The sequence below is a fragment of the Pseudoflavonifractor sp. genome (genome assembly GCF_050943825.1).
Taxonomy (GTDB): domain Bacteria; phylum Bacillota; class Clostridia; order Oscillospirales; family Oscillospiraceae; genus Pseudoflavonifractor.
In genome coordinates this window covers 22,220-41,990 of the sequence record NZ_JBMNPX010000023.1, presented here as the reverse complement: position 1 = coordinate 41,990, position 19,771 = coordinate 22,220, and the positions used below count along the sequence as shown (strand labels likewise).

18 protein-coding genes and 1 pseudogene are annotated in these 19,771 nt (G+C 53.8%); 15 read left to right on the top strand and 4 right to left on the bottom strand.

Going from position 1 to position 19,771, the window contains the following annotated elements; all coding sequences use genetic code 11:
• Window positions 1-178: 178 nt before the first annotated feature.
• Window positions 179-517: a helix-turn-helix domain-containing protein gene (locus ACOX7T_RS13640; protein WP_341349256.1), complete on the top strand. Its 339-nt coding sequence runs from the start codon at window positions 179-181 to the stop codon at window positions 515-517.
• Window positions 518-880: 363 nt separating this feature from the next.
• Here the strand turns inward: ACOX7T_RS13640 and ACOX7T_RS13635 are convergent, their stop codons facing one another.
• Complete coding sequence (locus ACOX7T_RS13635) at window positions 881-1,522, bottom strand: hypothetical protein (protein ID WP_033117929.1); 642 nt, start codon at window positions 1,520-1,522, stop codon at window positions 881-883.
• Between the two features lie 383 nt (window positions 1,523-1,905).
• Here ACOX7T_RS13635 and ACOX7T_RS13630 point away from each other — a divergent pair, with 383 nt between their 5' ends.
• The 10 genes and pseudogenes from ACOX7T_RS13630 to ACOX7T_RS13585 form a co-directional block, all read left to right on the top strand.
• Window positions 1,906-2,169 carry a hypothetical protein gene (locus ACOX7T_RS13630; protein WP_349231755.1) on the top strand — a complete coding sequence of 88 codons (264 nt, stop codon included), beginning with the start codon at window positions 1,906-1,908 and terminating at the stop codon, window positions 2,167-2,169.
• Window positions 2,170-2,297: 128 nt separating this feature from the next.
• Complete coding sequence (locus ACOX7T_RS13625) at window positions 2,298-3,038, top strand: recombinase family protein (protein ID WP_433443707.1); 741 nt, start codon at window positions 2,298-2,300, stop codon at window positions 3,036-3,038.
• A gap of 359 nt (window positions 3,039-3,397) precedes the next feature.
• On the top strand, window positions 3,398-4,117 hold the full coding sequence (locus ACOX7T_RS13620) for a LytR/AlgR family response regulator transcription factor (RefSeq protein ID WP_058962749.1): 720 nt from the start codon (window positions 3,398-3,400) through the stop codon (window positions 4,115-4,117).
• The gene (locus tag ACOX7T_RS13615; RefSeq protein ID WP_058962748.1) at window positions 4,114-4,479 is read left to right on the top strand and encodes a hypothetical protein; all 366 of its coding nucleotides are present in this window, start codon (window positions 4,114-4,116) and stop codon (window positions 4,477-4,479) included. The genes ACOX7T_RS13620 and ACOX7T_RS13615 overlap by 4 nt, the downstream gene beginning before the upstream one ends.
• A 344-nt stretch (window positions 4,480-4,823) precedes the next feature.
• Window positions 4,824-6,290, top strand: coding sequence for a helix-turn-helix transcriptional regulator (locus tag ACOX7T_RS13610; RefSeq protein ID WP_087389012.1), 1,467 nt, complete (start codon window positions 4,824-4,826; stop codon window positions 6,288-6,290).
• 423 nt (window positions 6,291-6,713) lie between these two features.
• On the top strand, window positions 6,714-7,676 hold the full coding sequence (locus ACOX7T_RS13605; protein WP_204704451.1) for a hypothetical protein: 963 nt from the start codon (window positions 6,714-6,716) through the stop codon (window positions 7,674-7,676).
• Window positions 7,677-7,736: 60 nt separating this feature from the next.
• Window positions 7,737-8,087, top strand: a complete 351-nt coding sequence (locus ACOX7T_RS13600; RefSeq protein WP_087389011.1) for a hypothetical protein — start codon at window positions 7,737-7,739, stop codon at window positions 8,085-8,087.
• Window positions 8,080-8,967 carry a mechanosensitive ion channel family protein gene (locus tag ACOX7T_RS13595; protein ID WP_433443703.1) on the top strand — a complete coding sequence of 296 codons (888 nt, stop codon included), beginning with the start codon at window positions 8,080-8,082 and terminating at the stop codon, window positions 8,965-8,967. Before ACOX7T_RS13600 ends, ACOX7T_RS13595 begins: the two co-directional genes overlap by 8 nt.
• A gap of 3 nt (window positions 8,968-8,970) precedes the next feature.
• The gene (locus tag ACOX7T_RS13590; RefSeq protein ID WP_195607910.1) at window positions 8,971-10,155 is read left to right on the top strand and encodes a hypothetical protein; all 1,185 of its coding nucleotides are present in this window, start codon (window positions 8,971-8,973) and stop codon (window positions 10,153-10,155) included.
• A 183-nt stretch (window positions 10,156-10,338) separates the two neighbouring features.
• Window positions 10,339-12,888, top strand: a pseudogene (locus ACOX7T_RS13585) (DUF6273 domain-containing protein); the annotation flags it as partial.
• Here ACOX7T_RS13585 and ACOX7T_RS13580 read toward each other — a convergent pair.
• From ACOX7T_RS13580 to mtaB, 3 genes are all read right to left on the bottom strand, one after another.
• Window positions 12,843-14,144 carry a hypothetical protein gene (locus ACOX7T_RS13580; protein WP_433443700.1) on the bottom strand — a complete coding sequence of 434 codons (1,302 nt, stop codon included), beginning with the start codon at window positions 14,142-14,144 and terminating at the stop codon, window positions 12,843-12,845. The pseudogene ACOX7T_RS13585 and the gene ACOX7T_RS13580 overlap by 46 nt on opposite strands.
• Window positions 14,145-14,274: 130 nt before the next feature.
• Entirely contained in the window at window positions 14,275-15,141 is an 867-nt protein-coding gene (locus ACOX7T_RS13575) for a helicase-related protein (protein WP_433443698.1), read from the bottom strand.
• 345 nt (window positions 15,142-15,486) lie between these two features.
• The gene (mtaB, locus tag ACOX7T_RS13570) at window positions 15,487-16,791 is read right to left on the bottom strand and encodes a tRNA (N(6)-L-threonylcarbamoyladenosine(37)-C(2))-methylthiotransferase MtaB (RefSeq protein WP_433443695.1); all 1,305 of its coding nucleotides are present in this window, start codon (window positions 16,789-16,791) and stop codon (window positions 15,487-15,489) included.
• Window positions 16,792-16,998: 207 nt separating this feature from the next.
• On the opposite strand from mtaB, the gene ACOX7T_RS13565 reads away from it, so the two are divergent.
• From ACOX7T_RS13565 to ACOX7T_RS13550, 4 genes are all read left to right on the top strand, one after another.
• On the top strand, window positions 16,999-17,244 hold the full coding sequence (locus tag ACOX7T_RS13565; protein WP_433443693.1) for an HPr family phosphocarrier protein: 246 nt from the start codon (window positions 16,999-17,001) through the stop codon (window positions 17,242-17,244).
• Window positions 17,245-17,363: 119 nt separating this feature from the next.
• On the top strand, window positions 17,364-17,942 hold the full coding sequence (yfbR, locus tag ACOX7T_RS13560) for a 5'-deoxynucleotidase (protein WP_433443691.1): 579 nt from the start codon (window positions 17,364-17,366) through the stop codon (window positions 17,940-17,942).
• 21 nt (window positions 17,943-17,963) lie between these two features.
• Window positions 17,964-18,233, top strand: a complete 270-nt coding sequence (locus ACOX7T_RS13555; RefSeq protein WP_294549206.1) for an ACT domain-containing protein — start codon at window positions 17,964-17,966, stop codon at window positions 18,231-18,233.
• A 10-nt stretch (window positions 18,234-18,243) separates the two neighbouring features.
• Entirely contained in the window at window positions 18,244-19,602 is a 1,359-nt protein-coding gene (locus ACOX7T_RS13550) for a PFL family protein (RefSeq protein ID WP_433443689.1), read from the top strand.
• Window positions 19,603-19,771 lie beyond the last annotated feature (169 nt).

Sequence of the window (19,771 nt, the reverse complement as noted above, 5' to 3'; positions counted from 1 at the left end):
GCATTCAGCAGTGAGAACCGCTCAATATCCTGATAAAAGTCTGTTTGTTTCAACGAACGCCTCCTATATGACAATCTCATTACAAATGTTCAAAATCGCTTGCCATTCCGAAATATATCGGGTATTCTGAAATACTCCGCTGCGGCGGAAATCATCCTGATGAATGGAGGCGATCCATATGTCCATGATTCAGTTCCCTGTGATCGATCCTGTGGCCACTGGGGCGAATATTTGCCGGCTCCGAAAGGATCGCGGCCTGACAGTCCGAGATCTCCAGCACTATTTCGGATTTGAGGAGCCGCAGGCCATCTACAAATGGCAGCGAGGGCAGAGTCTTCCCAGCGTAGATAATCTCTACGCACTGAGCGCTTTGCTCCAGGTGCCAATGAACGAAATCATCATCCCCACTTCTCATATCGTCTCTTTCGAGCAGCAGGCAGCCGTCTGCTGCTCGGGTCATTTTATCGGAGGATTTCTTCAGGTGCAGTGGGCATGGCAGAACTTCAAAACCGCTTAGACCCTTATCCACTTGTCCAACCTGGGGCCCACCGCGACCCAGCTGAGTCACAGGCCTCCCCCAGGTGAGCAAGCGACTTGAAAAAAGATTTTCACATCATTACTATGTGTACCAAGGGAGCGTAAGATTGAATTCTGCATTTAAGGGTAAACGTGTGGAAGAAATGGTGGCAATGCGCTGAACGCAGAGGGAAACGCCTGGCGTTCCTTTCATCATGAGTTATGAGCTCATTTCACATTCATGCAAATGCTGTCCATAATCTGCTGGAGTTGCGCAGCCTCATAATTCATCTGCGCCTGAACCGATCATCACGACCTATCCATTCTGCCACGCCCACCACACCCGAAAGTGTGGTTCTGAAAGTTATGCAACTGCCGCCTTTTCAATGAAGTCGTTGAGGATCTCCTCAAAGCTGTCGTTGATATCGAAAGGAGCTTCGTAGGCCACCTCGGTATTGACCAGGCACTTATCCAAGGCCATGGAGATCTCGTCTGCCTTCTTGCTCAGCGCCGTGGCCATGCCCCGGATCTTATTCCGGTCGAAGTCGATGGTGGTGACCTGGGTGGCGTCACACCGATAAGAAACCTGGTTGCCCTCACCATTGAAGCGGAATCCGGATCCGCCGCCGGCGATGGTCTTTTCGCTGTTGCGGAGCGTGGTCATATGCCGGAAAACTTCGGCCAGTTCCTGGCGCTGCCGGTTCAGGCCGACCTCGTTGTCCATATCCAGATCCAGTCCGCTCTTGGCCGCATGAATGGCCTTGCTCAGCTTCTCCCGCTCCTCCATCAAAAGCATAATGAAGGCCGCCACTTCGTTGGCGTGCCCGGCATACTCGCTGGGCGCAGTTTCCTCCACCACGGCATCCAGAGCATCCGACATGACCTTACTGCGCAGATGGGTGGTTTTGACTTTGACAATGTTGCGCCGGTCCTGCAGGATGCTGGTGGCCTCACACATCAGGTTTTTGAGTTTGTTTTGAAAACGGAATGCATCTTTCATGTTCATGGATCATACCCCCTATGTCATGTCCGACGGAACGATTTGATGGGTTAAGCATACCGCGAACGCGCTTCGTTGTCATTGAACTGCTGGTTGAATCGCTCCCTCACAGTATCAAAATAAACCTACCTTTGAAGTGTCTCAGTCTTTGTTGCTGAAAGATCGATCTCGGCGTAAATCATAGTACTAGTTAAAACGATGGTTTAATCTAATACTCCAGCAAATAGGAAACAGGCCCGCCTGCGTATTATCGCAAGGCCGGGCCTGTTTCTATAAACTACAGTTCTCCTTTTATCACACCACAACATCACACCACGCAAACAACACCACGACTTACGGATTGACGATGCTTGGAGGAGATGCGATAATGAACCCGGGAGGTGCTTAACGTGAATGATGAAATTTTGTGGGCTAAAATTCAACAACATCAAGGTGAAACCTTTTATACAGTCCGAAAAAAGGAACTCGTGTATGAAGTAGTTGGCGATATGTTATATCACAATCTTACTTCAGCAGGAATCCCACGGAGTGATTTTGTCAAGGCTGCTTCGCTTAATCCAAAGAACACGGCAGCATTACATTCAAAAGTGCGTGGTCCATCCTATGTGTATGCCATTATAACGGATCCTCGCATTAAGTGTGATGCTGAGTAACTCTTATCCGGAAAGGTTATGTTGCATATTTGCTGGCATTCTCGTATTACTAATTAGAGTTCAATGGGCGTGAGGAACGAAAATATGCGATATGGATATTGCCGGATTACAGGGGTGAAACAAAGCATATGAGATATGGTTATTGTAGGACATCGAAACCCAAGCAGAGCATCGAGAGGCAGATCCGAAATATCAAGGTTGCCTACCCTGATGCTGTCATTGTGCAGGAGGTTTTTACCAGGACGCGGCTGGATCGGCCAGAATGGCTGAAACTGATGCGCAGAATCCAGCCTGGGGATGAGATTGTCTTTGACAGTGTTTCCCGTATGAGCGGAGATGCCAAAGAAGGGTTTGCCGCCTATGAAGAGCTGTATCAAAAAGGGGTAAACCTTGTTTACCTCAAAGAACCCCACATCAATACTGAGACCTATAAGAAAGCATTGGAAAACAACATTCAACTGACCGGCAGCAATGTGGACTACATCTTGGAAGGTATCAATCGTTACCTGTTGGAACTGGCCAAGGAACAGATTCGACTGGCCTTTGAGCAGTCCGAAAAGGAAGTCCAGGATCTGCATCAGCGCACACGGGAAGGAATTGAAACTGCACGCCTGAATGGGAAACAGATTGGACGTCAGAAGGACAGTATCGTCGTCACGAGGAAAAGCATCGAATCGAAAGAAGTGATCAAAAAACTCTCCATGGAATTTGACGGTAATCTCAGTGATGTGGAAATCATGCGCTTGACCGGCCTGGCTCGGAATACTTATTACAAATATAAAAGTGAACTCCGGGATGAGAATATACTCTCCAGGCACTCCCGGCAAAGATCTTCCGCCGACACAATCCGGCGGCCAGTATCCACATAGAGCGGTTCGAGACCAATGGCCAGCCAAACATAGCCGACTTTATCCGACCATAACAGTTCATAATCCGGGCACTGCCGAAGATGTTCTGCAAACACCCGCTGGACTTCATCAAGTTCCTTTTTTTCAACTTCTGTGTAGATCATAGCTTTCTGCCTCCCAAATTCATTTTAGTGTATCCAATTTTTACAGCCAATTGCGAAGTGCTGGCAGACACAGTATAATAAAAAATCAAGGCAGCGTCTTGGCAAAAGAACAAATTTCTTTGTACTGGTGGTCCTCAGCTTTTTCTCAGCAAACAAAGTGCTTTTTGCAAATAGTTTATTATGTTGCGTTATATTGGTGCGGAAAGGTGGGGAAAAATGATACGGATTGCGATATGTGACGATGAAGAACGGGCCGTTGCTTCGACTGAAAAAATCGTCAAGACTTGCTTACAAGCGCAAGGCATCGGCTGTGAAATAACGACCTATACCCAAAGCCGGAACTTGCTTTACGACATAACCGATGATGGCTTTTTCTATGACCTGATTTTGCTGGACATTGAAATGCCGGGGATCAGCGGCATGGAAATCCCTCAGCAGGTCAAAGGGTTTCTGCCCAATGCCAGAATTATCTTTGTGACCTCACATACGGAGTATGCGATTGATGCATTTGAACTGTCCATTTTCCGCTATGTGCCGAAAAATAATCTGGAAACGAAGCTGACCGCCGCTATAACTGATGCCGCAAAACTGATTGAGTTGGAGGCTGGACAGGAATACACGATTCAGACCGCAAACCACATGGAGAAGATTCCCTACAAGGATATTTTCTATATCCAACGGGACGGCAAGAATTCCAGTATCGTGTCCAGCGTTGGAACTTCAAAAGTACGAAAGAGCTTGCAGCGGGTATTTGATGAACTGAATGCACCGGAATTTATTTTTATTGACCGTGGTTATATCGTCAATATCGTCCAGATTATGAAGGTCAGCGATAGCATTGCCATACTGAAAAACGGCGATCAGCTACCCATCAGCCGCTCCCACTTGCAGGAAGTCAAGCGACAAATCAATCAATTTTGGGGGGCGCATATATGATGGATTGGGTACGGGTGGTTTCTTGCCTTTTCACCAATGAACTGCGCCTGTTTTTAGGGGTTTATCTCGTGGCAAGGCTGACGGATTTTTCTTTGGAGCGGAAAGCATTGTTGCTGACCGGTGCTGGTGGATGCCTTGCCACCATTCTGCAAGCGGCGTCGTTACCCACCATCGGCGTAATGGCCGTTGAAGTATTGGTTATCACTGCGGTTGCATGGTATTATCAACGGAAAAAAATGAATTATAAGATAGCGTTGTTAGCGTATCTTTTTGACTGCGTTGTGGTCTTTTTTGATTTGTTTTCGGGAAAAGATCATCCGCTGTTGTGTTGGATTGTACCGCCGCCGAAAGACCTGTGTTAAGCGCGTAAGGGAAACTATAAGGGAAAACTTTATGGCCGATACGCACGGACCACACAGCCCCGGGACACCAGCGGGAGGCCATTTTTCGGATCGGCTTTGATCTTTGAAAATCACTTTTCTGACGTTTCTTGTTGTGGTATAATATTTCCTCCCGTATTATGTGTTTGGAATCAGTTGTAGTTCCCTGACGTTTCTTGTTGTGGTATAATGGGCCGTCAGAAATTACAATAAAGTATAGCCACTTGGACAACAAACAAGAAGTAAAACGAGAACGGCCCCTAAGATGGTTACAGGTGCCAGAGCAATGATATGAGTGCAGTATACTCATGCCATATGGAGGAGCAATGGAGAGAAGGAAAACGCAGGCTATGGCGTCGCATAGCGCCATATTTTTATTGCTGAGTATTTTTACATTTGTGTTTCTTGGTTCGGAATATCTATATGTCAATATGGTCTCCCGCATTGTCGAGGAAAGCCAGACGGTCATTGCACAAAATTATGCGCTGGGCGTCAATGCCCTTGGATTTCTTATATACCCGCTGATAAACCGCTCTGTCCGCGAGAGGAACAAGACGATCCTTATATTTTCCCTATCGTTCCTCTCCATTATCTGCATATTTTTGATCCAACAGCACATCTCGTTTTCCGTCACGCTTGCGGCAGGCGTGGTTCTGTTTCTGTTGCTGGGCGTTTTTGGCGGCTCCGTTCATTATCTGGCTGCCTGCACGATCCGGACCGAACGCATAGCCGGCCTGGTGGGAATCTCCTACGCGGCCGGCATCCTGCTACAGTACGCAAACAACAATTTGGTAAATATAGAGATCGCGGAGGCCGCGGTACTCTCTGTTTCCCTTGCGGTACTGAGTGTTTTGATCATGCGCACACGCCGCATCCACAAAGAAGCACTCGCATCGGATGAAACGGCGCCGCTCCGAACCGCGCTCCGCCCCGATGAAATGTCCAGAAAGAAAATACCGGCGGGACTGCTCCTGGTACTTCTGGTGGCCCTGATGGCCTGCGTATTCAGCACATTGGATAACGCGATCACCCTGGGCCATGCGGCGGGCACGATGGACATCGGGCAATGGCCCCGTATGCTGCTGGCCCTGAGCGGCCTGGCTGCCGGTTTCCTCTTTGATATCCGGAAAAGAAAATATATGACGCTGATGATGTACTGCGTGATGGTGCTCTCGGTGCTGTGTGTGATTGTTCTCCGGTGGGGCGGGCCATTCCTGACCGGAGTAGCGGTCGCCTATGTGGCCTCCGGATTTTTTGTCGTGTTTTTTACCACCAGTTTTTTGGAGCTCGCTGCCTGTATGCGCCTGCCGGACCTCTGGGCCGGCATGGGACGGGCGGTGAATAATCTCGTGGCGGCGCTGGTTACCAACGGCTCGGTGACGCTGCTCCTTGCCGGCAGGAGTATTACGCTGATCGTCCTCATGCTGGTGCTGTTTGTCGCGGCCAGCATCCTGATGTTTGCCTACACGGTCAAGGCTCATGCCGTATTGGCGCCGCCCCCGGCTCCGGCGGCGGGCTACACGCCGAAGGAAAAGTTCTCTTCCTTTGCCAGCCTCTATTCATTGACTGACCGGGAGCGGGATGTGCTGCAGTATTTACTGGTCTCGGACGGCAGCGTGCAGGATATCGCGCAGCAGATGGCCCTTTCCCGTCCTGTGCTGTATCGCCATATCAGAAGCCTGAATGAAAAGACCGGAACCCAGAGCCGGATCGGCCTGCTGCAGTTCTATTATGAGTGGATGCCGGAGAACAAGGGCGTTACCCCTGAAAAAAGCCCGGATTTCAAGGCGTGAGACAAATGTACCCCCCCTGTCATTCGAAAAAAACGATGTAAAATAAAAAAAGAGACAAATGTAACCTTATATTTTAAGGCCATCTATGCTACGCTTTCCACAGATACTGGCGCAGCATCCCGGCCTACGACAAACCGCGTCAGGATCTCCTGGCGCGGTTTTTTGCGTCCACCCCGTCCGCAGCGGTGTGGGACGCTCAGGCCAGGCAGTCGCTGTATAAGGAGGAAATGAAATTTGAGAAAAACAGGATCTATTTTAGTGGCCCTGCTGCTCCTGTTTGGCCTGACTGCCTGCGGCGGTCCGGGAAACGAACCGGAGAGCGAAAGCGTGCCGAAGGGAGATGGTCAGATAACATCGGAGCCTGCCCCATCTTCCCGGGAACCCGCGGTGTCGATCACGGAAACGGCGGCCAGGACTGTGGATTTGGAACTGTATGAAACCCCAGATTTCAGCATCCAGATTCCCAAGGGCTGGACGGTCACCAGCGGCGGTACAGGGATGTATCACTCCATCCGGATTCAGGACCCCGCTGAGCCCCTCAATCAGATGTTCGTTCTCTTGAAGGCGGATATCCTGCTCCACAGTCAGGAGGGAAAGGACGCCTGGACCTATTATTCCGGCGTGACCGGTATGCCTGATATGCAGATATTTGCCCAGGCTCCCGTGCTGTCCAGCCCATCTACAGAGAATTTTTATCAGATCTTCCCGCAGTACGCCGACTTTGCCGCCCAATATGGCCCCGGCTATGCCGGCTATACCTTCCCCCAGTTTGAGGCCTTCACTGTGACCGAGCGTTTCCCGTCCACCGGCAGCCTGAGCGCCTACGCGCTGGGCGATGAGCTGCTGCGGGCCACCTTCACCGAAGACGGCAGAGAGGGAGAGGGGATGTTTGCCGCGTCGGTCGTGGATTTTGGCAGTGTTCCCATCGCGGCCGGCCCGCCGGTAGGCTACCAGCTCCCCCAGGCGGACGGCGGGTATTATATGGCGTATAACATCATGGCGGTCACAGCGGCCAAGGACACCTTCGTTGAGTGGGAGGGCATTTTGACCGAGAGCCTCGGCACACTGGAGTACTCGGAAAACTTTGTAAACGCCACCATCCAGGCGGGGCAGGAAGTGGTACAGCAGGCCATGGACTTCAGCCGAAATGCAAACGAGGTGCTGAACGGGATCATGTCTTCCTGGAAGGCGCGAGACACCAGCGTGGACATCCAGAGCCAGAAGCAGAGCGACGCCACATTGGGATATGAGCGCGTTTACGACACGGAAACAGGTGATATCTACCGGGCGGAGAACGGCTGGAGCGACAGCTATTCTGGGGAGCGCTATCAGCCGGTGACGGAAGACGAGATGTACGTACAGCCCATCAGCGGCTATATTGAGTGAAAACTGCCCTGCTTACAACGACAGGTAGCTGCATTTTTTTAACGAACAGGAGGAGCGTGAATGAATTATAGCATCTCGAAGATCATCCCATATGTCCGTCGGTATGTGCTCCTTGGAATTTATGACGTGCTGGACGGCGAAAGAGTGCCTTATCAAAAGAAAGAGGACACGGTCGTGGCCAAAGCGGAGGTATACGGCAATCTCAGCACCTTTTCTATCTCTGCCGAGGAGCAAGAGATGGGGACCGAGCTGAAGGTCACCATGCTGCAGTCCTGCGTGGGATTGTCTGAGCAGGGAAAAGAGCGGGCCATGACCGCTGTGATGGATCGAATCGTACAATATCTGGAAAACGAGCTTTTGATGAATAATCGCGCTGCTATAATAATGCCGCAGGAGGATAAATATGGATAAGAAACGTGCAGGAGTAATAAAGCTTTTGATCTTGGCAGTGGTACTAGTCGCTGCGATAATTACCGGTTTTTTAACTGGGGCAATACAACCAGATGCGCTTGCTTCCAGTTGGGCGTTTAGTGCCGATGTGTTGCTGCGCCTTGTTATCATGATGGCAGGGGTACTGTTCGTGGAATACCTGGTAGAGCTTATCTTGGGATATTGCAAGCCAGAGGCACATCGTGCCCGGTCGGTGATTACAATTATCCGCAGCCTGTTGAAATACGCAGCTGCCATCGTTATACTCTGTTGGGGCCTGACGATCATTGGAGTAAATATTACGGTGGTATTGGCCAGCGTAGGGGTACTGACGTTGATCGTTGGGTTCAGTGCAGAGAGTCTTATTGCTGATCTTGTAACTGGCCTATTTATGCTCTTTGAAAATCAATACAACGTGGGAGACATTGTGGAGATAGGGGGATTTCGTGGGACAGTGACCGATATTGGCATTCGCACGACATCAATTACCGATGCCAGCGAGAACATCAAAGTCATCAATAACGCGGATATGCGCAACATTTTAAATCGATCTGATCGCGTCTCAAAGTCTATTTGCGATATACCTATTCCCTACAAGACCGACTTGGAAGACTTGGAGGCAGCTCTTCCAGGGCTGCTTGATGAGATCTACAAAGCACATAGTGATGCAATGAAAGCGGGGCCTGTCTACTTGGGTGTGCAAAGTCTGGCCGACAGCGCTGTTATACTGCGTTTTTGTGTGGATGTGAGAGAGGAAGATATCTACTCAGCAATCCGAATCCTCAATCGAGAGCTGTTGCTAGGCTTCCGTCGGCTGGGAGTGGAGTGCCCCTTCCCGCAGTTGGATGTTCACAGCAGATAGGCTATGAAAAGGAAAGATGTGCGGCATGAGCCGCCTTTAGAGCATAAGCTTCCGTCAGAGGATACTTTACCTGAACAATTTCCTCTGCCAGAGGAGTATATGATCCCGCCGGAACCTTCTCCTGGACCAGAACGCGCACCGTTACCTCCTGAGTTTCACAGCAGCGGAAAAAACAATTCGTTTAGGATGAAGCGCAAGAACATATGGCGTATGGCAACTATGTTGTTCTCGCTGATATTGTTGGCCGTTGCGGTGTATGAGGCCGGATTGCCAGAAGCTGGAGATATGACCTCTTCTATCCCACCCGACGATGCAACGCAAGTACAGCCTAATGATAATTCTATGCAGGTTCCGCCATCAGCAGAGGAACTGCCCCCAGACCCACCCGACGATGCAACGCAAGTACAGCCTAATGATAATTCTATGCAGGTTCCGCCATCAGCAGAGGAACTGCCCCCAGAGCCTAAAGAGGAAAGCTCCATTTACACCGCTACCATAGGCGGCTCTTACGGCCTGATCGATGTGACCCTGGCGGATCCTGAGACCATTTCATCGGCCAAGATCACCATGTTCGATCAGATTTCAGGAGAAACATACTATGAAGATCAATTTGGTGCCGGTATTCCCCAGGAGGATATTAAGACCGGGCATTATAGCACTACATATTATAATTATGTACCGGATTTTGAAGCCTACTGGGCGGCCAACGGCGAGGGCGCTTTCCCTGACTTTGCGTTCACACTGACCATCGAGCGGACAGACGGAGAAAGCGAGGAATACGCGTCCGAGCATATGGGAGACGGCCCGAGCTCCATATCCGTGCGGTACGAAAAGGATGCCGGCGCGGTGAAGGTCCGGCTGTATAACTTGCTGGGCGAGGATTTCATCCCCGTGGTTTGCGGCGCGCCGGAAGACGCTGCGGGCGAGACGGTCAGCGTGACGGTGTTCGTGGACGGCCAGCCCATCCCACAGGAAAACTACACGGTTGCGGATGAAACAGAGGAAAGCCAGGTGTCCCATATGGATACTCCGGATGAGGTGGAGACTGTCACAGATTATATCCGAGTGATCACCGCCACACTGCCGCAGCCCATTTCCGCCGATGCCAAGGCGACTGTCGCGCTGGATATGGAGTTGAACGGGCACCGGTTTACCTACAAAAATCCGATTATAGATCCGCTGGTCTGACACTGAAATTGACAGAAAGGAAGGAGTGGAGAAAATGGTAAAAAATGGGGCAGGAAGCTGCTAAGGTATATGGGAACTTTGTCTTGACGAAAGCCCCGAAAAGAGAGAAAAGGGATATTACGGGAGAAAAACCCGCGATAGAATAAAATCAAAGGTGTGAAGAAAAGGACAGGAGGACAGACCATGAAACCAAAAAGCAAACTACTAAGTTTACTGCTTACAATCTGCCTTGTTGTAGGACTTATGCCGACAGCGGCGTTTGCGGCAGGAACAGATACAGGAAAGGCGATCCAGCTTGTAGACAGCGGAACCGCCGCAAATATCGGCGGCGGACAGGCAGACAACATTTATTTTGGCACCTATCAGCAGAGCAGCGACGGAAGCGGCGGCTATAACACCGACCCGATCAAGTGGCGGGTGCTGGAGAATGCAGACGGGCAGCTGTTCCTGCTTTCCGACCAGAATCTGGACGTATTTCAATATCATACAGATAATGAGAGCGTAACATGGGAAACCAGCACCATGCGCTCCTGGCTCAACGGGTACGACGCGTCGCATAATACCGGCGGCGATAGCGGGATTGATTATACCAGCGATAACTTTATCGGCACCGCCTTTTCTGCCAAAGAGCAGGCGGCCATCGCAGATACAGAGGTTTTCAATGACGATAACCCAACTTATGGCACAGAGGGCGGCAACAACACCACCGATCAAATCTTCCTTTTGTCGATTGCGGAAGCGCAGAACAGCAGCTATTTTGCCGATAACAGCAGCCGTATTGCGACCAATACAGCCTATGTAGCAGGCGGCGGGAAACTCGGTTCAAGCTATATGAACGGTGTCGGCGAAGCCGGCTACTGGTGGCTGCGCTCCCCCGGCGACCTTGATCACCGCGCGGCGGGTGTGAGTGTCGACGGCGGCGTGGGTAGATACGGCCATAGTGTGCGCATCGCTTACAACGCCGTTCGTCCCGCTTTTAATTTAGATCTGACATCTGTCCTCTTCACATCTGCCGCCGTAGGCGGCAAAATCCCCGCCGCTTCCAGCGGCGGTAATCAAGGCGGCGAAGCCGCCGACGCGATTTTTGAAATTGGCGATTATGACGGCAGCGAATGGAAGCTGACGCTTTTGGATAATAGCCGCAATTTTGCCGTAACGGAAGAAGCCGCCAGCGGCAAGCCCGGCGATACCATTACGCTGAATTACACCGGGGCAACCACCGGAACAAATGAATATATCTCCGTTATCATTGCGGATAGCAGCGGCGCACAGTATTATGGCAGAGTGGCGCAGCCGACCGCTACGGACGGCAAAGTGGAGATTACCATTCCGAGCGGACTTGCAGACGGAACCTATACCCTATATGTGTTCAGCGAGCAGTACAACGGCGGCGAACAAGACGATACCAAACTGACTGATTACGCCAGCGCGTTTGAAACAGTTGCACTTACCGTTTCCAGCGATACCACCGCGTCCCCGGCTGCGCTGGACTTTGGCAGTAAAACAGTAGGCTATACGGAAGCCCCCGCCGCGCAGACGGTAACGCTCACAAATACGGGAAACCAAAATGTAACGGTAACTTTGCCCGCCAGCGCGAACTATACCATTACGGCGGGAGAGGGCTTTGCGAATAGCACCGCCACCCTTGCCCCGAATGGGACAGCGGCCTTTACCGTCCAGCCGAACACTGGGCTTACCGCGGGCGACTATGATGAAACGCTGACCGTTTCCGGCGGCAGCGATGTGAGCGCCAGCATAGAACTCTCCTTTGAAGTGCTTGAAACCTATACCCTTACGGTCGATCTGAACGGCGGCAGCGGCAGCACGATAGGCGGCGAATATACCGCGGGCGAGGTTGTCAATATCGACGCGGGGAGCCGCAGCAATTACCGCTTTGACGGGTGGACTTCCTCAAAGGGCGGCAGCTTTGCCGACGCTTCCAGCGCAAGCACCACCTTTACCATGCCCGCAGCCGACACGACGATTACGGCAGCTTGGAGTTATATTGGCGGCGGTGGAAGTACGACGGATTATTACCGCCTGACCTTTGAAACAAACGGCGGCAGCGAGATTAGTTCCATTCGACGCGCCGAGTATACGACAATCGACCTCACCGACTATACCCCGACCCGCGAGGGCTACGAGTTTACAGGCTGGTATGCAGACGAGAATTTGACGGAAAAAATCACGAGTATACGCCTTACCCGCAACACGACGGTTTATGCGGGCTGGGAAGAAATCAAGGAAAATCCAAGTACAGGCTTTGAAAATCCGTTTACCGATGTTTCCGAAAGCGACTGGTTTTTCAATGATGTGAAGTTTGTCTACCAAAACGGCCTGATGAATGGAACGAGTGCCACCACGTTCAGCCCGGAGGGTACTACCAGCCGGGGCATGATCGTCACCATCCTCTGGCGTATGGCAGGAAGCCCCGACATGGAGGACAAGATTTGGGGCTACCCCTTTGCCGATGTGGACGCCACGGCCTATTACGGCACAGCGGTCTACTGGGCGCGGCTAAACGGCATTGCGGGCGGCTATGACGATGCTACCTTCGGCCCCAATGACCCCATCACCCGGGAGCAGATGGCCGTCATGATGTACCGCTATGCCCAGTACATGGGCTATGACACCACCCAGGGCGGCATGGCCATCCGGGAATATGCGGACTACGGCCAGGTTTCCTCTTATGCGCTGGAGGCCATGGACTGGGCCAACGCCACGGGTATTGTGACCGGCACCAGTGAAAGCACCCTCTCCCCGCAGGGGCAGGCCACGAGAGCGCAGGCGGCAGCTATGTTCACGCGGTTTTGTGAGCAGTACGCAGAAAAGTGAATCATTGAGAGCAAAGGAGAGGGGAGCGGTTCGCCGTCCCCCTTTCTCCGTATGAGGAGGCGCCTATGACGAGCAATAACCAACGCCGCCTGCTCCTGCTGCTGAAGCTGCTGTATGAACAGACGGATGAAACCCATTTCGTATCCGGTGCGGACATTCTGAGATATTGGGAGGATGCGGGCATCCGTGCCAACCGGAAGAATGTGTACGGAGATGTCCAGCTCCTGCTGGACGCCGGCCACGATATTATCCGCGTGAAAAGCAAACAGAACCGCTACTTCATCGGTTCCCGTATTTTTGAACTGCCGGAACTGAAGCTGCTGGCGGACGCTGTGGCGTCCTCCCACCTTGTCACGGAGAAGAAGAGTGCGGCCCTGCTCCAAAAGCTCGGCCGGCTTACCAGCGTCCACAATGCGGGACATCTGAACCGCCCCGTCTATATGGAGGGTACAACCAAGCCGGACAACGAGGCCATCTACTATGCCATTGACGCTATCCAGACCGCCATCCATATGCATTGGATTTCCCGATACCGGGTTTTCCGACGTTGGATTATCCGATGTTGGATTTTCCAACACCGGGTTTTCCAATCCCGGCTGTTCTCCCTGTGCTGCCTCTGGCCGGGGCTGGGGCTGTTCGTAGATGGTATAAACCATGTCGGCCATCTTGCCCCTGCCGTCCCGGTTCTGCTGGCGGGTGATGTACCTGGCCTTTTCCAGCTCCCACACCGCTGTCCGTATGGCGTCGATGCTTTCCCGGTTGATAAGGGACAAGCCTTTCAGCGTATAGTCCCAATCTTCCGGCAGGGACAGCATTTGCGAAAGCAGGCCCTTGGCTTTCAGGGACAGGTCTTTGTTCCGCAGGTGATGGTTGGACATCACCGTGTAGCCCCGGTTTTTCTCTACACGAAAAACTGCCATCTCGTCGTCAACTCCTTTCACTTGGAATAAAACCGCGTCGTAGGCGGTCAGCTTGCCCGGCTGGTAGGGACACTCTGCATACACGCAAAACTGATACTTCCAGCCGGGGCGGTAGAAACGGCAGTCGCCGCAATCCTCCGGCGCTCCGGCCTCGCCGCTGTCGTAGTGGTCGAAACCGGGCTTGCCTTGCATGAGATGTTCAAAGGCGCGGTCGCTGCCGGAAGTGAAATACATGGCGTCGCCTCCTTTCTGGTTTTGGGCGCAAAAAAGCGGCGTCCTTTTCTCCCTCAAGGGGATCAGAGAACGCCGCTTCTGCGGTGTCGTATTCAATTTTAATCTGATGTGCTGTCTGGGACGGAGCATTTCACGGGAAGTAGTAAGCGTGTCGAGGCTCATTCCAAAAGTAGTAATTTGCAAAGTGATTCTCCCAGAGTTCCCCCATTTGAACAGAATAAATCTTACCATGATTTCTGATTCGGATGTCTGATCCTCGTGAGGGGTTACGGCTCGCCTCAACCCGATCACTGACAAAACCAAGCGGGGTTGCATAATTACCGAACGCAGCAAGAAACTCCTGTTCAATCTCTGGCGGGACATTTACATAGTTTTTTGTGAGCATTGCTTTGGGACGAACGATCAAAATAGGGATGCCATACTTGTTCTTAAGATCCTTGGCTAAGAGAATAAAACCGCTTTTCGTTCTGTTTTCCAGATCGCTGTCTTCAAAGAGATAAGCGAAAGAATCTGGAGCCACAAGTAGATTCCTGTGATTTTTAACACTGTATATACTATACAACTTCTTTAACATTTCACGAAGCTGATATTGCTTCATTTCGGAAATGCCATTCAAGCTCTTTACATAGCGCATATCACTGCTGAAGAAATCCATGTGTGCTAAGCCAACAATACTATTATCACGAGCTGCACGACCCACTTCCTGCACATAATCAGAGAGGTTTCCCGATGGTGCAAAGTGGATAATGTGCTTTATATCTTTGACATCTATGCCCATTCCAAAGGCTTTCGTACAAATCAATGCAATTGCTTTGCCATCTCGATAGTCCCGTTCTGTTATTTTGCGTTCAGCGTCATGGATCTTTGAATGATACCTCCGGATCTTGATCTTATATTCGGTTGGCAACGCACCATAAATGGAATCTACTTGCGAACGGTAGGGACAATAAACAAGAGTTTTTTCTCCTTTAGAAACATATTTGATTATCCAAAACATTCAAATATTACGCATATTTAAGTAATGCTGTTGATGAATGGATACTTGCGAAAAGCTCAGCACGATGAAAATAACCTCAATATTGAGGTTACAGTAGAGGTTATTTCAGATTTCAAAGTGAAAAAAGCCAGTGTTTTCAATGGTTTCAAACGACAGACTACAAAAAGTACGGTCTGAAGGCCGCCCGTCGCGCTCCCCAGTTCAGCAAGCGCTGATTTTATATCTGCAGCTTCAAAAGCGCCGCCCATACGGGCGGCGCTTTTTTCATGAAACAGGCAGAGATTCAAAACACGGCGACTGCCTGTTGAGACAGCCGCCGTCGTGTTTATACATTAATATAATGATTCAGAGAAGTTCGCCCAGCAGGCCGTCTCCATGAAGCCCAGTTATTTTTACATCCCGGATTACATTGTGTAGTCTCTCGCCCTGGGCCATGACCTCCACATAGTTGGGGGCGTGGCCACGCCACAGGCCGTTCTTCTCCTCCTCAAAGAGGACGGGGAGGGATGTGCCCACCCACTGCTCCAGGTAGGTGGTCTTGAGCCGGGCGGCCAGGGCACCGGCACGGGCGGCCCGCTCCTCCTTGACGGCGTTGGGCACCTGGTCGGCCATCTTGGCGGCGGGAGTTCCGGTGCGGCGGGAGTAGGGGAAGATGTGCATGGCGGAGAAGGCGCACTTTTCCACAGATTCCAGGGTGGATGTGAATTCCTCCTCGCTCTCGCCGGGGAAGCCCACAATCAGATCCGTGGTGATGGCAGGGCGGTCGAAGAATCCGCGGAGTAATGTGACACTCTCATAATACCGTGCGGTATCATATTTCCGGTTCATACGCTTCAAAACGGCGTCGCAGCCGCTCTGCATGGACAGGTGGAAGTGGGGGCACAGATTGGGCAGGGCGGCGGCACGGCGGCAGAAATCCTCCGTGATGGTGCGGGGCTCCAGGCTGCCCAGCCGCACCCGCAGCTCGGGTACAGCGCGGCAGATGCCCTCCACCAGGTCGATGAGGCTGGTGCCGTCCTTGAAGTCATGGCCCCAGGAGGAGATCTCAATGCCGGTGAGGACAATCTCCCGATAGCCGTCCCGTGCCAGCTTCTCCGCCTGCTCCACGGCGGCGGAGAGGGGCAGAGAACGCACCGGTCCCCGGGCGTAGGGGATGATACAGTAGGTGCAGAAGTTGACGCAGCCGTCCTCCACCTTGAGCATGGCCCGGGTGCGGCCCTCCAGGCCGCCGGCGGGCAGCTGCTCAAAGCTGCGGTGGGTCATGATGTTGTCCACCAGCATCTCGGGGACCAGCTCCGCCTCCGCCCTGACCAGGCCGGAGAGCCGCTCCACCTCGTTGAGAAAGACCAGCCGGTCGCCGGTGCCGGAGACCAGGTCCACCCCCAGGGCGGCCACGTCGTCGGGCGCGGTCTGGGCGTAGCACCCGCAGACCGCCACCACCGCCGCCGGATTGCGCTTTTTGGCCCGGCGGATGGCATTGCGGGACTTCCGGTCGCTCACCGCGGTGACGGTACAGGTATTGATGATGTAGGCGTCGGCCTCGTCCTCAAAGGGGACCAGGGTGTGGCCCCGGCGGAGCAGCTCTGTCTCCAGGGCCTGGGTCTCGTACTGGTTGACCTTGCAGCCAAGAGTGTAAATTGCATATCGCATGGTTATCCCTCTCAAGATTCCGGCTCTCCGGCCTTTCTAACTCTGGTGCAAACGGCGAAAATATCGGAGAAACGGAATTTATGTTTGTAATTTTCGGGGGTGGTGCTATAATGGTAGCGGATTCCGTAAGCAGAATCTGCCGTTCAGACTATTTTATCAGTCCGGCGGCGGATTGTACAGACCAAAAGCACAGGAGGCAAAAATACCATGCAGACCTTTTTTGTTTCGCTCACTTCCATCTCTGATGTAAAGAAGTTCGTGGACGCGGCTACCCGCTGCGCCGCTGAGATTGACGTGCTGTCCGGCCGCTATGTGATCAACGCCAAGTCCATCATGGGCCTGTTCTCCCTGGATCTGGCCAAGCCCGTGAAGGTGGAGTTCCACGGCACCGACGCCGAGAGCGAGACCTTCCGTAAGGACATCGCCGCACTCATCGCGGAGGACGGGGAGTAATCCCCAGCCTCCGGAGCCGCTCCGCGCTCTGCTTCCGCAGGGATGCCGGAGCCGACCGGGCGGAGCCCCCAACATGGGGACTCCGCTTTTTGATAACTGAGACAGAGGGAGGGAAAGGCATGTCCTACAACTTTTTCGCCTATATTGCCCGGATGAAGTATATCAGCCGCTGGGGGCTCATGCGCAATGCGGTGCAGGAGAACATCCAGGAGCACTCCCACATGGTGGCGGTGCTCGCCCATACGCTAGCGGTCATCCGCCGGGACGTGCTGGGCGTGGACTGCGATCCGGGCGCTGCCGCCGTGGCGGCCCTGTACCACGACGCGCCTGAGATTTTTACCGGAGACCTTCCCACCCCTGTGAAGTACTACAACCCCGAGATCCGGGACGCCTATAAAGCAGTGGAGGCGGTGTCGGCGGACAAGCTGATGTCCATGCTGCCGCCCGAGCTGCGCCCCGCTTACGCCCCCTGGCTGAGAGAGGACTACGACCCGTCCCTCCATGCGCTGGTAAAGGCGGCGGATAAGCTCTCCGCCCACATCAAGTGCGTGGAAGAGGTCAAGGCAGGCAACAATGAGTTCCGCCAGGCCGCCGGGCAGACACTGGAGGCCGTGGAGGCCATGAGCCTGCCGGAGGTGGACTATTTTATTGAGCATTTCCTGCCCGCGTTCGGGCTTACACTGGATGAACTGCAATAATTGAGAGAGGTTGTGAAGCAAATGCGAGCCATCGTCACCGTCATCGGCAAGGACCAGGTGGGCATCATCGCCTCGGTCTGCGCCCTGCTCTCCGAGCACAACGTCAACGTTCTGGACATCAGCCAGACCATTCTCCAGGGGTACTTCACCATGATCATGCTGGTGGACGCCTCCCAGACCACCGTCCCCTTCGCCCAGCTGGTCACGAACCTGGAGCAGGCCGGCAAGGAGAAGGGTGTGGTCATCCACGCCCAGCGGGAAGAGATCTTCAACGCCATGCATACCATTTGAGGTGCCCGCCATGCTGAATCAACACGACATTCTGTCCACCATCAATATGATCAACCAGCAGCACCTGGATATCCGTACCATCACCATGGGTATCTCCCTGCTGGACTGTGCCGACCCCGACCCCAAGGCCGCCTGCCGTAAAATCTATGACAAGATCACCCGCCGGGCAGAGAAGCTGGTGTCCACCGGCGAGGATATCGAGCGGGAGTTCGGCATCCCCATCGTCAACAAGCGTATCTCGGTGACCCCCATGGCCCTGGTGGCGGGCGCCTCCGAGACCGAGGACTTCGTCCCCTTCGCCAAGGCCATGGACGACGCGGCCAAGGCGGTGGGCGTCAACTTCATCGGCGGCTTCTCTGCCCTGGTGCAGAAGGGTGCCACCTCGGGCGACCGGCGGCTCATCGCCTCCATCCCCGAGGCCCTGGCCACCACCGACTTCGTCTGCTCTTCCGTCAACGTGGGCTCCACCAAGGCGGGCATCAATATGGACGCGGTGGCCGAGATGGGCCGCATCATCAAGGCTACGGCGGAGCGTACCGCCGACCGGGGCGGCTTCGGCTGCGCCAAGCTGGTGGTGTTCTGCAACGCGGTGGAGGACAACCCCTTTATGGCCGGCGCCTTCCACGGCGTGGGCGAGGGGGACTGCGTCATCAACGTGGGCGTGTCCGGCCCCGGCGTGGTGTACCACGCCCTCCAGGACGTGAAGGGCCAGCCCTTCGATGTGGTGGCCGAGACCATCAAGAAGACCGCCTTCCGCATCACCCGTATGGGCCAGCTGGTGGCCCAGGAGGCCAGCCGCCGGCTGGACGTGCCCTTCGGCATCGTGGACCTGTCCCTGGCCCCCACCCCCGCCATCGGCGACTCTGTGGCCCGCATCCTGGAGGAGATGGGCCTGGAGGTCTGCGGCACCCACGGCACCACCGCCGCCCTGGCGCTCCTCAACGACGCCGTCAAGAAGGGCGGCGTTATGGCCTCCTCCCATGTGGGCGGCCTGAGCGGCGCCTTTATCCCCGTCAGCGAGGATGAGGGCATGATCGCCGCCGCCGCCTCCGGCGCCCTCCACCTGGACAAGCTGGAGGCTATGACCTGTGTCTGTTCCGTGGGCCTGGACATGATCGCCGTCCCCGGCGACACCAGCGCCGAGACCATCTCCGCCATCATCGCCGACGAGGCCGCCATCGGCATGGTCAATTCCAAGACCACCGCTGTGCGCATCATCCCCGGCCCCGACACCAAGGTGGGCGACACTGTGGAGTTCGGCGGTCTGCTGGGCTCCGCGCCGGTGATGCCGGTGCACCCCTTCGGCTCGGAGAAGTTCGTCCAGCGCGGCGGCCGGATTCCGGCTCCCATGCAGAGCCTGAAGAACTGAGACGGCCGCTGCGGGGCCCCATCAAGGATGGGGCGGTGCTTGCGCCGTACAAGCGTTTTCCCCGGAGGGGAAAACCTTGGCGCAGGCGGAATTCACTTCCGCCGAGCATGTGAAATGAATTCAGGGTTCCCGGCCGGGCAAGCCCGGCAGGGATGGCCGTATCCCGGCC